Raw genomic sequence first — 13,938 nt, 5'->3', positions numbered from 1 at the left:
TCTATCTGTGCATCGCGTAGTGGGCGGCCAGCAGGTCGGTGGCCCAGTCGTTGCGGAGGTCGCGCCATACCGAGTGGATGTGGTTCGCGTTGTCCTGGGTGTTGTCGTACTCCGCCAGGAACGTCGGTCCGGCGATCGAGTAGTAGTGCCGGTGCCCGACGCCCGGAGTCGTCTCGCCGGCCCACGCGAACGTCAGGTGCTCGATGCCCTGCTCGGTGATGTCCTGCCACGTCTGGAGACCGATCGGCCCGGCGGCGCGTCCGACGTACTGGCCGATCAGAAGGCTCAGGAGCTGACGCTGCTGCTCGTTCATGTCGCCGTACGGCAGGCCGCGGTACAGCAGCGACGCGTCGGCCACCGGGTCGTGGCGGGTCAGGAGGTCGTCCGGCGCATCAGGAGAGACAAGCGCGACCTCCAGCTGCCCCGGCTCCAGTGCGTGCAGCAGCTCGAAGCCCAGGTCCTGTTCGGCGGCCAGGAACCGGCGTCCGGTCTCAGGGCCGGTCAGCACCTGCGCCGGGTTCGACCCGATGAACTGTGGGGTGAACGCGATCGCACCGTCCACGACAGCCACGTGCAGCGCCAGGTGGTGCCCGTTGAGACGCCACGCCCACGGACCGGTCCCGGACGGGTCACCGAGGACGCGTAGGAAGAAGCGGTCGCCAAGGACCGAGCCCTCCCAGTCTCCTGACGCCGGCAGCGCCGGGATGCCGCGCAGGATGACCTCTGCGTCCAGCACTGCCCAGGAGTCGGCGGCACCGCGCTCACTGCAGCCGAGCTCGACCAGGCGCGTGGCCAGCAACTGCTGAGCCGGTGTGAGCTCCGACAGCGGCAGCCCGGCCCGGTCAGCCGGCAGGTACGTCCACTCCTTGTGGTCCGGCGTGTCGAACGGTGCCCTGACCTTGTCGAGCTGTGCGGGCGACAGGCTCTTCAGTAGATCGAGTACGGCGTCCCGCGTCTGCTCTACAACCATGCCGATCGCTCCTGTTCCGTCGGTTCGCACTTGGTCCATTGTTCGAACGGCCGATCCAGCTTGTACCGGAAATCGGGCTGCCGCAGCAGGACGCGTGTTTCCGCGTTACCCGGGTTCCGCAGCGTCTCGAAGAACCGCACCGACCAATGGAACCACCGCATGCAGAACAGCCGCATGGTGAGCCCGTGCGAGACCAGCAGCACGTTCTTCGGCGCGTCCGCACTCTCGAAGTCCCGGTGCATCGTCTCCAGCAAGGTGGACACCCGGTCGTACACGTCGGCGCCGGACTCGCCGTGGGTGAACCGGTAGAAGAAGTGCCCGAACGAGTTCCGCAGCTGCTCCTGCTGTTCGATGTCCGCAGTGTCCTGCAGGTTGGCCCAGTCCTGCTCTCGCAACCGCGGCTCCTCCCGCGGTACGCCGATCAGATCGTCCAGCCCGAGCGACTCCAGGGTTTGCCGCGTCCGCAGGTACGGCGACACGTACACACGCACCGGCTCGTTCTCGAACAGCTCCCGCAGCTCCCGCCCCGTCTTGGCGGCCTGTTCGTGCCCCAACGCGGTCAACGGCACCGCGTGGTCCGGCGTCCGCTCGTACACGGTCTTGTCCAGATTCGCCTCGGACTCCCCGTGCCGAACCAGCACAATCCGCAACGGCCGATGACTCAGCCCCACCTCTTCCCCCAAGCCACCAGAGCTGCTGCGACTGCCGCCGCCAGCCCGACCCGGCCAGCAAGTTCCGCCGTACGGCGGATGTCCGGGAACGTCGGCGGCGGGCCGTCGCCGAGCGTGCCGCGGTTCTCGACGTAGCTGCCGTAGTTGTTCGTCCCGCCCAGCGTCAGGCCGAGGGCGCCGGCGAACGCCGCCTCGACCGGGCCGGCGTTCGGGCTCGGGTGCTTCGGGGCGTCCCGGCGCCAGATCCGCACGGTCTCCGCCGGCTGCCCGGACGTCAGCCCGGTCAGCAGGGCGCACACCCGCGCGGGCAGCAGATTGAGTACGTCGTCCAGCCGCGCCGCCGCCCATCCGAAGTTCTCGTACTTCGGCGAGCGGTACCCGACCATCGCGTCCAACGTGTTCGCCGCACGGTACGCGAGCAGACCCGGTACGCCGAACAGCCCGCCCCACACCAGCGGGCCAACGCACGCGTCCGAGGTGTTCTCGGCGATCGACTCCACCGTGGCGCGGGCCAACTCGTCGGCCTCCAGGTCCGTCGCGTCGCGGGCGCACAGGTGGCTGAGGCGATCGCGAGCGGCGGGGATGTCCTTTTCCTCCAGCAGGGTCGCCATGATTTCGGCCTCGCGTTCCAGGCTGCGGGCGCCGAGCACGGTCCAGGTAGCGGCGGCGGTGGCCGCGATGTGGAGGAGCGGATGCTTTCGGGTCAGTCGCTCGGCCGCGAGTCCCACGACTGCGGTAGTACCAACGAGAGCTGCCGTGTACGCCGCGCCGGCCGGGCGGGAGTCGGCGCACATGGTCTGCTCCAGGCGAGACGCCGTACGGCCGAAGCCGGCGACCGGGTGGTAGCGGCCGGGATCGCCGAGGACACGGTCGGCGGCAAAGCCGATCAGGATGCCGAAGGCCCTACTGCTGGCACGGGACACCCTGGGAAGTCTGCCAGGTGAACGGCTGTGATTGGGTGACCGCATGGGAATCGCGGAGCTGCTCTCGCAGGTGGACGGGAGCGGGGAGTTCGGGGTCTGGCTGGGCCGGTTGGACGGCGTACCGGTGTTCGTGCACGAGGCGGAGCGGCCGCATTACTCCGCGAGCACGATGAAGCTGCCGGTGGCGATGGCGATGATGCGCAAGGTGGAGGCCGGTGAGTTGGCGCTCGACCGGCCGGTGACCGTGCACAACGACTTCGAGTCCGCCGCCGGCGGCCGCTTCGGGGTGAACCCGGACGAGGACGAGGCGCCCGCGACCTGGACCAGGCTGGGTGCGCAGGTGCCGCTCGGCTGGCTGGCGACCGAGATGATCACCCGCTCCAGCAACCTCGCGACCGACCTCGTCCTCGAACAGGTCGGCGTCGACGCAGCGCACCGCGCGCTCGCCGAGTCCACCCTGAGGTCGTCCCGGCAGCCGGACCTCGACCCGGCCGACGACCGCTCCCCCAGCGGCGCCTCCAAGATCCAGCGTGGAATCGACGACAGCGCCGCGCAGCGGGCCGGGATCAGCAACCTGATGAGCCCGGCCGGACTGGCCGGCGTACTTGTTGCGGTGGGCAACCAGGAAGGTGCCTCCGGCGACTACCTGCGCGACCTGCTGGCCGGCAACCAGTGGAACGGAGAGATCCCCGCCGAGCTGCCGGCCGGGACCCGGGTCGAGCACAAGAACGGCTGGGACACCCGGATCCGGCACGACGGCGGCATCGTCCGCCCGGCCGACGCGGACCCGTTCGTGCTCGTGGTGTGTACGACGTCCGACCTGCCGGACAGCGAGGCGCAGCAGCTGATCGCGTCGATCGCGCTCGAGGCGTGGAACCACCGGCACGACCTGAAGGCCGTCCGGTGAAGCTCACGACACACCTGGTCTCCGCGCCACTGCACACACCGTTCGTCACCGCGCTCCGGACCGCCACCCACGCCGAATCCCTGCTGGTCGAGCTGAGCGATGGCGAACTGGGCGACGGCGAGCTGAGCGGCTGGGGCGAGGCGCCGCAGGTCTGGAAGGTGACCGGTGATTCGCTCGCCGGTTCGAAGGCCTGTATCGAAGGGCCGATCACCGCCGCGCTCGACGGGCTCGGCCCGGACGACCTCACCGAGGCGCTCCGCCGGGTGCAGGGCGCCGCGGTCGGCAACTTCGGCGCGAAGGACGCGGTCGACGTCGCGCTGCACGACCTCGCGGCCCGGCGCCGCGGGCAGACCCTGCACGGGTTCCTGGGCTCGACCGTCGACGTGGTCCGTACCGACATGACGCTGTCGGTCGGCGATCCGGACGCGCTCGCCGACACCGCGAAGGCGCGGGTCGCGGACGGGTTCGACGTACTCAAGCTCAAGGTCGGTACGGACGCGACCGGCGACATCGAGCGGGTCCGCCGGGTGCGGGACGCGATCGGGCCGGAGCCCCGGCTGCGGCTGGACGCCAACCAGGGCTGGACGCGGCGCGACGCGGTCACCGTGATTCGCGCGCTGGAGGACGCAGGCTGCGCGATCGAGCTGGTCGAACAGCCTGTCGCCGCGGCCGACCTGGACGGTATGGCGTGGGTGACCGACCGGGTCGGTACGCCGATCCTCGCCGACGAGTCGGTGTACGGGGTTCGCGACCTGGTCGCGGTGATCCGCCAGGGAGCGGCCGATCTGGTGAACGTGAAGCTGGCGAAGTGCGGTGGGCTGGCTCCCGCGCGCACGCTGCTCGAACTGGCTCGCGAGCACGGGCTCGGCGCGATCGTCGGCTGCATGATGGAGGGCCACGTCGGCGTCGGCGCGGCGGCCGCGCTGGTGTCGGCGTACCCGACGACCGCGGTGAACGACCTGGACGCCGCCTGGTGGCTGCGCGAGCCGGCGGTGACCGGCGGCATCCGGTACGACGGCTCGCTGATCCACCTGCCTTCTGCTCCCGGACTGGGCGTGACAGGCTTGAGGTCATGAAATTAGCCGCCACCACGGTCCCGGTCAGCACGGTCTGGACCTCGCCGGACGCGCCGCGTGACATCGACGCGCCGGCAATCGCCGAACACCCCGACGTCGCCGCGTGGGCGAAGTCGATGGACACCGAGACCCGCCTCGGCCTGCACGGCCGGACGCTGACCCAGCTGCTGTTCGCCGAGCCCGTGCTGGTGCGGTCGGAACACGACGGCTGGTCGGAGATCCTCGCGCCGTGGCAGCCGTCGTCGCAGGACGAGCTCGGGTACCCGGGCTGGGTGCCGTCGAGCCACCTGGGCGAGCTGCCAACGAGTGCCTCCGACCCGGTCGCGATCGCCGTACCAACAGCTGAGCTGCTGGTCGAGCCTGGTGGTCAGCCGCTGACGGAGCTGTCGTTCGCCACGGTGCTCGCGTCGGTCGAGCACGCGGACGGTCACACGCGGGTGGCGACGCCCGGCGGTGGGTCCGGCTGGTTGCAGGACGCGGTACTGCGGTCCGTGTCGGAGCCGTCGGACACGGACGAGCGGTTGCGCCTGGGCGAGCAGTTCCTCGGGCTGGAGTACCTGTGGGGCGGTACGTCGGCGTACGGGCTGGACTGCTCCGGGCTGGTCCACACCGTGAGCCGGGTACTCGGCATCCGCACCCCGCGAGACGCCCACGACCAGGCCGCCGACCTGCCGAACGTCCCCCTCGGCGAGGTCCGCCCCGGCGACCTGTACTTCTTCGCCCGCGACGACAAACCGATCCACCACGTCGGCTTCGTCTCCCCCACCGGCATGCTCCACGCCTCCGAAACCGGCAAACGCCTCGAAAACGCGCCCCTAACCCCCGACCGCCGCACCACCCTGGTAACCGCCGCCCGCTTCTGAACCCACCCCCGCCCGCACCCCGACCGAGCTCCCCCGCCCGAGCTCCCCCGCCCGCGCCCACCGCAGCTCCCCCGCCCGCGCCCACCGCAGCTCGCGCCCCGCCGGCGCCCACCGCAGCTCCCCCGCCCGCCGCAGGTCGCGCCCCGCCGCCGGGCGTGGGGCGCCTTCTACTCTCCCCGCCCCGAGCGGAGCGAGGGGTGGGGTTGGTCAGGAGTCTTTGGGGTGTAGCTCCGGGTGCTCGGCGGCTGTCTTGCGGGACTTCGCCAGGCTGGCGACTGTGGTGATGCCGAGCGTGATGATGATGAACCCGAGGGAGAACCAGATCGGGATCTCCGGCGCCCAGCTGATGTGGTGGCCGCCGTTGACGAACGGCAGTTCGTTCACGTGCATCGCGTGCAGGACCAGCTTGACCCCGATGAACGCCAGCACCACCGACAGCCCCAGCGACAGGTAGATCAGCCGCTTGAGCAGGTCGCCGAGCAGGAAGTACAACTGCCGCAACCCCATCAGCGCGAACACGTTCGCGGTGAACACGAGGAACGGCTCCTGCGTCAGCCCGTAGATCGCCGGAATCGAGTCCAGCGCGAACAGCAGGTCCGTCGTCCCGAGCGCGATGATCACCAGCGCCATCGGAGTGACCAGCCGCTTGCCGTTCTGCACCAGCGTCAGCTTCACGCCGTTGTACTCGTCCGTCGCCTTCAGCCGCTTCTTCGCGAACCGGATGACCGCGTTCTCCTTGAAGTCGTCATCGTCGTTCTCCCCCTGCTTCGCGAGGTGGATCGCCGTGTAGACCAGGAACGCGCCGAAGATGTAGAAGACCCACGAGAACTGGTTGATCGCCGCCGCCCCGACCGCGATGAACACCCCGCGGAACAGCAGCGCCAGGATGATCCCGACCAGCAGCGCGGTCTGCTGGTACTGCCGCGGCACCTGGAACCTGGCCATGATGATCAGGAAGATGAACAGGTTGTCGACGCTCAGGCTGTACTCCGTCAGCCACCCGGCGAAGAACTCCCCGGCGTACTGCCCGCCGGAGAACCACCACACGCCGAGCCCGAAGACCGCCGCGAGGCCGACGTAGAACGCGATCGCGGTCGCGGACTCGCGGGTGCTCGGCTCGTGTGGCCGACGGCCGATGACGAACACGTCGAATGCCAGCAGCGCGAGCAGCAGGCCGACGGTGATGTACCAGACATAGTCAGCTACGTGCACAGAATCCTCCGGAGCTCAGACGAAAACATCCACTCCGAAGGTCTCTTCCGCCTCACCGTGTGTGATCGGTGAGACCGGGGGCACCGGGCCGTGGGACGAACCCAGACCGTGATGACGATGCCGCCGCGAAAGGAATACTCCCCTTCTCAGAAACCATTCTGACGGTTCGACGTCCAAGTTTCCAAATCGACGCTCCGGGTCGTTCGTCACAAGCCGATCTGGGAGCGGTTGCAGCGCGTGATCTATTGGCGGCCGATCATTCGGCCGGCGTAGGTCGTTGCCGCTTCGGCAGTTTGGCGACCACCGTCTCGTACGACGTGTCGATCAGCTCCCGGATCTCGTCGTCCGGCACCGCTCCGCCGAGCTGCACGGTGTTCCACCCGGCCCGCCCGATGTAGGCCATCTTGCCGACGTCCTCCGGGTAGGTCGCCACCAGTTCGTCGGCCTCGTCCCGGTTCGCCCCGCACTTCAGGCCGACACTGCTGCCGCCGAGGAACGCGAAGATCTTGTCGCCGACCTTCGCCACCGTGTCCCCGTCCCACGGCTCGTCCGGCCAGGCTCCCGCCTTGCCCAGGCAGTACTCGCGCAGGTCGTCCCCGGTCAGCCGCTCAGGCATGGGCGACGACCTCGACGTTGTTGCCGTCCGGATCCCGGAGGAACACGGCGTAGTACCCGGGGTGGTACTCCGGCCACTCCTTCGGCGCATGCAGCACCTCCGCACCGAGGTCGGCGCCGGCTCGGTGCGCACTGTCCACGGTCGCCCGGTCCCGCGCGGTGAATGCGACATGAATCTCGCGCTGCGTCCCGCCGGTCGTCTGGAGCCCGAGCCAGAACTTCGGGACACCGTCGCTCCCGGACAGCCCGAGCACGTCACCGAAGTCCATGCTGACCGTGATCGCGAGTGGGCCGAGCACCGCCTCGTAGAAGCGCCGGCTGGCGTCCAGGTCATCGCACTGCAGCGACAGGTGATCGAACACGGCTGCTACTTCGCGCCGGCGTTGGTCATCTGGCGGAGCTCCTTCTTGAGTTCGGAGATTTCGTCTCGGTAGCGGGCGGCCACCTCGAACTGGAGCTCGGCGGCCGCGTTGTGCATCTGGTCGGTGAGTTGCTGGATGAGGTCGGCCAGGTCGGACGACGGGAGGCCGCCGGCCAGCTCCTTCGCCTTCTCGCCCGCCTTCGGCTTGCCGCCACCCGGGACCGGGGCCTTGCCGCGGGACTGGTTCCGGCCGGAGCCGAGCAGCTCGGCGGTGTCGGCGTCCTCGCGGGCCAGCATGTCGGTGATGTCGGCGATCTTCTTCCGCAGCGGCTGCGGGTCGACGCCGTGCTCCTCGTTGTACGCGATCTGTTTCGCGCGCCGCCGGTTCGTCTCGTCGATCGCGTGCTCCATCGACGGGGTGATCTTGTCGGCGTACATGAACACCTGGCCGGACACGTTTCGGGCCGCACGGCCGATGGTCTGGATCAGCGACCGGCCCGACCGCAGGAACCCTTCCTTGTCCGCGTCGAGGATCGCGACCAGCGACACCTCCGGCAGGTCGAGCCCCTCGCGCAGCAGGTTGATGCCGACGAGCACGTCGTACTCGCCCATCCGCAACTCACGCAGCAGCTCGACCCGGCGCAGCGTGTCCACCTCGCTGTGCAGGTACCTGGTCCGGATCCCCATCTCCAGCAGGTAGTCGGTCAGGTCCTCGGACATCTTCTTGGTCAGCGTGGTGACCAGCACCCGCTCGTCCCGCTCGACCCGGAGCCGGATCTCGTGGATCAGGTCGTCGATCTGCCCCTTGGTCGGCTTCACGATCACCTCGGGGTCGACCAGACCGGTCGGCCGGATGAGCTGCTCGACGTACCCGTCGGACTTGTCCTGCTCGTACTGCCCCGGCGTCGCGGACAGGTAGACGGTCTGGCCGATCCGCTCCAGGAACTCCTCCCAGCGCAGCGGCCGGTTGTCCATCGCCGACGGCAGCCGGAACCCGTGCTCGACCAGCGTCCGCTTCCGGGACATGTCGCCCTCGTACATCCCGCCGATCTGCGGGACCGTCACGTGCGACTCGTCGATGACCAGCACGAAGTCCTCGGGGAAGTAGTCGAGCAGGCAGTGCGGCGCGGTCCCCGGCTCCCGGCCGTCGGTGTGCCGCGAGTAGTTCTCGATCCCTGAACAGGTGCCGATCTGGCGCATCATCTCGATGTCGTACGTCGTGCGCATCCGGAGCCGCTGTGCTTCCAGCAACTGACCGCCGCGTTCCAGCTCGGCCAGCCGCTCCGCGAGCTCGGCCTCGATCGAGGTGATCGCGCGCTCCATCCGCTCCGGCGCGGTCACGTAGTGCGTGGCGGCGCCGATGTAGAGCTCGTCCTCCTCGCTCAGCACCTCGCCGGTCAGCGGGTGCAGCGTCATCACCCGCTCGATCTCGTCGCCGAAGAACTCCACCCGGACGGCGAGCTCCTGGTACACCGGGAAGACCTCGAGCGTGTCGCCGCGGACCCGGAACGTGCCGCGGGTGCCGGCCAGGTCGTTGCGCGCGTACTGCACGCCGACCAGCTTCCGGAGCAGGCCGTCGCGATCCATCTCGTCGCCGACCTTCACGTGGATCATGCGGTTCAGGTACTCGTCCGCGGAGCCCAGGCCGTAGATGCAGGACACGGTCGCGACCACGACCACATCGCGCCGGGTCAGCAGGGACCAGGTCGCGGAGTGCCGGAGCCGCTCGACCTCCTCGTTGATCGAGGAGTCCTTCTCGATGTAGGTGTCCGTCTGCGGGACATACGCCTCGGGCTGGTAGTAGTCGTAGTACGAGACGAAGTACTCGACCGCGTTCTCCGGGAAGAAGTTGCGCAGCTCGGTCGCGAACTGGGCGGCGAGCGTCTTGTTCGGCTGCAGGATCAGCATCGGGCGCTGGATCTTCTCGGCCAGCCACGCCACTGTCGCGGTCTTACCGGTTCCGGTGGCGCCCAGCAGGACGACGTCCTGCTCACCGGCGTTGATCCGCCGCTCGAGGTCCGCGATCGCGGCCGGCTGGTCACCTGCCGGCTCGAAGTCCGACACCACCTTCAGCGGGGCGACCATCCGCTGCAGATCCGACACCTGTCTCATGCCCACCACCGTACGGCGCCCCGCCGACAGTTTCTAAAACACACCCGCCTCGCTCCGCTCGGCGGGTGGTGGTTGGCGTCGGCCGGCCCGCCGACAGTTTCTAAAAGCGCAGGTCAGAGCACTGTCAGAAGCTTTTGATCAGGCTGCCGTTCATGTACTGGAGCTCGTTCACCCGGCGCTTGTACACCCGGGTCTCGAGCGCGGCGTCGGTGGCCGTGACCCGGTCGAACTGGTCCTGGTACGCCGTCACGAAGCCCTGCATCGCGACATGCCTGCCGTCCTTCGACACCCAGTCACCGGTGTAGGTGAGCGCGTAGCAGGCCTTGATGTTCGGGTTCGCCGGTTTGCACTCGGCGCCCTTGCCGATCCGGACGCCCTGCATGCCGTTCGACTCGACGTCGACCAGATGCTCGGCGAAGCCCTTCGCGTCGTACAGCGTGGTCTGCCGGACCCAGTAGTACCCGTCGATCAGGCCGCGGGCGTTGAACTGCTGCAGGATGTAGTTCTTTCCGGCCTTGGTCTTGTCCCAGTCCGGCAGCCAGCCCTTGGACGGCGTGAACCAGACGCCGTACCCGACCTCGACGCCGACGTCGTTCGGCCCCTTGGAGTCGTTCGGGGTGGGCGTCGGTGACGGTGTGTACATGGTGCCGAGCGGCTCCGGCGACTTCTCCGCGGCGGTCTTGCCGGCGCCCATGCCGTTCACCAGCAGTACGACGCCGACCGCCACCAGCAGCACCGCGACGATCGCGCCGGCCATGATGATCCACGGCAGCTTGCTCGGCTTCTGCGGGTGGTTCGGCCGCGCCGGACCGGGACCCCAGCCGCCGGGAGCCGGGGCGGGGGCCGGCGGCGGGCCCGGCGGTGGACCGTACTGCTGACTCATAGTTCTTCCTCGCGGTAGTTCTGGGCACCGGTCACACTGACCATCACAGGCTGTCGATCACGGACTTCTTCATGATCGCGGCGTCCGCCTCGGCCTTCGGGGCGAAGTCGGCGTTGGTCCGGAAGTCCAGCGCGGTGACCACACCGTCCTTGCGCCGGTACACCTCGACCGAGCCCTTGATCTTCGTCTCGGCACCGTTCTTCGTGAAGGTGGAGCTGTAGTCGATCGCAACGCACTCCACCAAGACGTCCCTGGGGCACGGCAGGTTCCGTACGTTGCCGAGCTGGGCGACCTCGTTCTCGGTCTCCCCCTCGACGATCCCGAGCAGGTACGCGTTCGCGGTCACGTCGCGCTTCTGCCGGACCCAGAAGAACGCCCGGGCGTTCGCGGTGTCGTTCGGCGGGTAGACGGCGAGCTCCTTGCCCGCCTTCTCCTTGGTGTAGACGATCCAGCCCTGCGCCGGTACCACCGACACCCCGAAGCCGACCGGGATCGCGTTCGACGGCGGCTGGTACGACGACTTCGGCGCCGTCGGCGTACTCACCGGCGTACTCGGCGGGTTGTCCGGGCCGGCCTTGTGGTCACCGCCGGACAGCGCCACCAGGACGATCGCGACGATCACCACCACGAGCAGCCCGGCGCCGATCGGGATCAGCAGCGGCGGGATCTTCGGCAGCTGGAAGCGCTTCTTCTCCGGCAGCGGGCGGCGCAGCGACGGCGGGCCCACCTTGTCGCCCCAGGACGACGACGTCTGCGTCGCCGGCCCGGAGCCGGGACCGCCGGGGCCGCTGGGTGAGTCGGGTCCGTTGGGTCCGTTGGGTCCGGGCGTGGCAGAGCCGCCCCACGATGACGGGGGCGGCTGCACCTCGAGGTTCCAGGGCGACGGCGGAAGCTGCTCCGCCGGCTCGTCGCCCTGGACCTCGTCCGGTCCTGGCTCGTTGACCCAGGGGTTACCGGCAGGACCCTTGTCGCGCTTTCCGCTCACTGACTCTGGATCACCGACTTCAGCATCGCCGTGGAGTCCGGGTCGAGGGTGGCGAGCTTGTCCTTCCGCCCGTACGCCTGCGCGACCGTGATCACGCCGTCGTTCCGCTCGATCACCGCGACGAACCCGACCACCGCGAAGCTGCCACTCTGCGAGGTCGTGACCCCGGAGTACGCCTGCGACATCAGGACCTTCACCGGGGTCTTGTCCCCCGGGCCGGGCGTCGCCGTCTTGACCTGCTTGGTCTGTACCGAGGACAGCGACTTGGTGTTGGCCTTGACCACCTCGGCCAGGATCGACTGGCTGGAGCCCGCGACCTTGCCGGCCGCGACCATGAACAGGCCCTCGCCCTGCTTGAGCAGGAACACGCCCTTGTAGCCGTCGAGGCTCTTCCGGACGTAGCCCGGCTGCGGCTTCACGTAGATGCCCTCGGCAACCGCGATGCCCTCGTCGCCGCCGGTGCTCGGCTGGTTCGTCGGCTGCGCAGTCGGCTCACCGGTCGGCTGCCCCGTCGGCTGTGGAGTCGGCTGTGGAGTCGGCTCCCCGGTCGGGTTGCCGGTCGGCTGTGTGGACGTCTGGGTCGTCGGCGTCGGGTCGGCCTGGTCGTTGCTGCCCTTGAAGATCAGCGCGAGGACGACACCGATGATCGCGACCACAGCGAACGCACCGCCGGCGATCAGCAGGGTCTTGCTGTTGCCACCCCGCCGCGGGGGTTGCTGGCCGCCCCACTGCTGGCCGCCGTACTGCTGCTGCTGGCCCGGGAACCCCTGCTGCTGGTACTGCTGCTGGCCGGGGTAGCCCTGCTGCGGCTGCTGGTACTGCTGCTGACCAGACTGACCAGGCTGACCCGGGAACGACTGCTGCCCCGGCTGCTGGCCCTGCTGCGGGTACTGACCGCCATACCCGGGCTGCTGCTGCCCGGGCTGCTGCTGGTACTGCCCAGGCTGCTGCTGCCCAGGCTGCTGCCCGGGCTGACCGTATCCAGGCTGCTGCTGTCCCGGCTGTTGAGGAGGCTGTTGTCCGTAACCAGGCTGCTGTCCCGGCTGACCGCCGTACGGCGGCTGTCCGCCCTGGCCACCGTACGGCGGCTGCTGCTGGTTGCTCATGCCTGCGTCTCTCCACTCGTCGCAGCGGTCGGTGCGGTCACCCCACGGGCGGACTTCGGTACCGAACGGACCGAGTTGCCACAGGCGGAGCAGAAGTCGGACTGCGGGAGCAGCGGCATCTCGCAGCGCGAGCAGAACGCCAGCTCACCGGACGCGTGGTTGGAACCGCCGCGCGCGGCCGACTCCAGTGCCGCCTCCAGGAGGCCCTTGTGGAGCACGGTCCGGACCCGGATGATCAGCGCGCCGAGCAGCAACAGGCCCCAGACGATGCCGAGGACCGCGCCGATGGTCGAGCCGCGGCCGCCGACGAACCCGAGCAGGTAGATCCCGCCCTGGAACAGCGCGTTCACCACCATCGCCTGCAGCAGGCCGCCGACCCAGCGCGGCGTGAAGCCGTCGTACCCCTCGCCCAGGCCGGAGAACTCCGCACCCGCGAGACCGGTCGCCGAGCCGTACACCAGCGGCTTGATGAAGCCGTGCAGCAGGACGATCGAGATCCACGTCCCGGCGCTGCTGCCCGGGCCGGCGAAGCCGCCGTTGATCCAGCCCCAGTGCAGGACCAGCGTCTCGAAGCAGGCGTACCCGACACCGGCGACGACGCCGAACGTGAACCCGTCCATGAGGTCGTCGTACCGCGGCCGGGAGGCCAGGTAGAGCGGGCCGATCTGCCGGATCAGCTCGGACACGACCGGTACCAGCAGGAGCAGGATCAGCAGGTCCCGCAGCGACGGCCCGGTGGTGTTGTTGCCGATCGCGTCGAGCGAAAGCCCGATCCTGTCCGACCAGATCCAGGTGAACAGCCAGGCGAGCAGTCCGGTCAGCACGAAGGCCGCGGCGACCACCGGGATCGGCTCGTCCTCCCAGAGGTTCACGTCGTACAAGTAGATGATGTAGACGATCGGGATGGCGAAGGCCGCGACCATGATCGCCACCGGGAGAGCGCCCAGCGCGGCCGTCACCACGGTCAGCAGCAGGGCAATGCCGAGCGCGACCTTGTAGGTGTACGGCTGTTTGCCGGATCCCTGCGGCATGATCGTCGAGACCAGTTTGAAGGACGCCACCGGCTCATCCGGCCTGGCGGCGTACGCGTTCTTCCGCTCGGAGTCCCCGGTGCGCATGTCGTTGCCACAGTGATGGCAGAAACTCGACACCTCGGGGACGTCAGAGCTGCAGCGCGGACAGACCACGCCATCCTCCCAACCTCGGACGTCCGGACCGGCGCGGGGCGCGCCGGCCGTGCCCGGCCCCGAACAG

General features: G+C 69.1%; 14 protein-coding genes. 3 read left to right on the top strand and 11 right to left on the bottom strand.

Annotated features, from left to right (window positions below; all coding sequences use genetic code 11):
* Position 1 precedes the first annotated feature (1 nt).
* Genes JOF29_RS41080 through JOF29_RS41070 form a run of 3 tightly spaced genes read right to left on the bottom strand, consistent with a single transcriptional unit; the run spans position 2 to position 2,564 of the window.
* Positions 2-970, bottom strand: a complete 969-nt coding sequence (locus JOF29_RS41080) for a DUF3500 domain-containing protein (RefSeq protein WP_209699687.1) — start codon at positions 968-970, stop codon at positions 2-4.
* Positions 961-1,641 (bottom strand): phosphoglycerate mutase family protein, encoded by a 681-nt coding sequence (locus tag JOF29_RS41075; protein WP_209699686.1) that lies wholly within the window; start codon positions 1,639-1,641, stop codon positions 961-963. Before JOF29_RS41075 ends, JOF29_RS41080 begins: the two co-directional genes overlap by 10 nt.
* Positions 1,632-2,564, bottom strand: coding sequence for a cobalamin biosynthesis protein (locus tag JOF29_RS41070; RefSeq protein WP_307863962.1), 933 nt, complete (start codon positions 2,562-2,564; stop codon positions 1,632-1,634). Before JOF29_RS41070 ends, JOF29_RS41075 begins: the two co-directional genes overlap by 10 nt.
* Positions 2,565-2,607: 43 nt before the next feature.
* Between JOF29_RS41070 and JOF29_RS41065 the strand changes: the two genes are divergently transcribed.
* Genes JOF29_RS41065 through JOF29_RS41055 form a run of 3 tightly spaced genes read left to right on the top strand, consistent with a single transcriptional unit; the run spans position 2,608 to position 5,410 of the window.
* A complete protein-coding gene (locus JOF29_RS41065) occupies positions 2,608-3,471 on the top strand; it encodes a serine hydrolase (RefSeq protein WP_209699684.1) in 864 nt (287 codons plus the stop codon).
* Positions 3,468-4,547 (top strand): mandelate racemase/muconate lactonizing enzyme family protein, encoded by a 1,080-nt coding sequence (locus tag JOF29_RS41060; RefSeq protein ID WP_209699683.1) that lies wholly within the window; start codon positions 3,468-3,470, stop codon positions 4,545-4,547. Before JOF29_RS41065 ends, JOF29_RS41060 begins: the two co-directional genes overlap by 4 nt.
* The gene (locus JOF29_RS41055) at positions 4,544-5,410 is read left to right on the top strand and encodes a C40 family peptidase (protein ID WP_209699682.1); all 867 of its coding nucleotides are present in this window, start codon (positions 4,544-4,546) and stop codon (positions 5,408-5,410) included. The genes JOF29_RS41060 and JOF29_RS41055 overlap by 4 nt, the downstream gene beginning before the upstream one ends.
* 207 nt (positions 5,411-5,617) lie before the next feature.
* On the opposite strand, the gene JOF29_RS41050 is transcribed toward JOF29_RS41055, so the two are convergent.
* From JOF29_RS41050 to JOF29_RS41015, 8 genes are all read right to left on the bottom strand, one after another.
* A complete protein-coding gene (locus tag JOF29_RS41050; RefSeq protein ID WP_209699681.1) occupies positions 5,618-6,622 on the bottom strand; it encodes a TerC family protein in 1,005 nt (334 codons plus the stop codon).
* 256 nt (positions 6,623-6,878) lie between these two features.
* Positions 6,879-7,238: an MmcQ/YjbR family DNA-binding protein gene (locus tag JOF29_RS41045; protein WP_209699680.1), complete on the bottom strand. Its 360-nt coding sequence runs from the start codon at positions 7,236-7,238 to the stop codon at positions 6,879-6,881.
* Complete coding sequence (locus JOF29_RS41040; protein ID WP_209699679.1) at positions 7,231-7,599, bottom strand: VOC family protein; 369 nt, start codon at positions 7,597-7,599, stop codon at positions 7,231-7,233. Before JOF29_RS41040 ends, JOF29_RS41045 begins: the two co-directional genes overlap by 8 nt.
* Positions 7,600-7,604: 5 nt before the next feature.
* Positions 7,605-9,710, bottom strand: a complete 2,106-nt coding sequence (gene uvrB, locus JOF29_RS41035; protein WP_209699678.1) for an excinuclease ABC subunit UvrB — start codon at positions 9,708-9,710, stop codon at positions 7,605-7,607.
* 124 nt (positions 9,711-9,834) lie between these two features.
* Positions 9,835-10,593: a hypothetical protein gene (locus tag JOF29_RS41030; protein WP_209699677.1), complete on the bottom strand. Its 759-nt coding sequence runs from the start codon at positions 10,591-10,593 to the stop codon at positions 9,835-9,837.
* Positions 10,594-10,636: 43 nt separating this feature from the next.
* Positions 10,637-11,578 (bottom strand): hypothetical protein, encoded by a 942-nt coding sequence (locus JOF29_RS41025; RefSeq protein ID WP_209699676.1) that lies wholly within the window; start codon positions 11,576-11,578, stop codon positions 10,637-10,639.
* The gene (locus tag JOF29_RS41020; RefSeq protein WP_209699675.1) at positions 11,575-12,684 is read right to left on the bottom strand and encodes a hypothetical protein; all 1,110 of its coding nucleotides are present in this window, start codon (positions 12,682-12,684) and stop codon (positions 11,575-11,577) included. The genes JOF29_RS41025 and JOF29_RS41020 overlap by 4 nt, the downstream gene beginning before the upstream one ends.
* Entirely contained in the window at positions 12,681-13,802 is a 1,122-nt protein-coding gene (locus tag JOF29_RS41015) for a PrsW family glutamic-type intramembrane protease (protein WP_245359912.1), read from the bottom strand. Before JOF29_RS41015 ends, JOF29_RS41020 begins: the two co-directional genes overlap by 4 nt.
* Between the last annotated feature and the right edge of the window lie 136 nt (positions 13,803-13,938).

The sequence above is a fragment of the Kribbella aluminosa genome, assembly GCF_017876295.1.
In the GTDB taxonomy this organism is placed as follows: Bacteria; Actinomycetota; Actinomycetes; order Propionibacteriales; family Kribbellaceae; genus Kribbella; species Kribbella aluminosa.
Note: the sequence above shows the minus strand (reverse complement) of the source record. Positions and strands in the feature narration are given on the sequence as shown.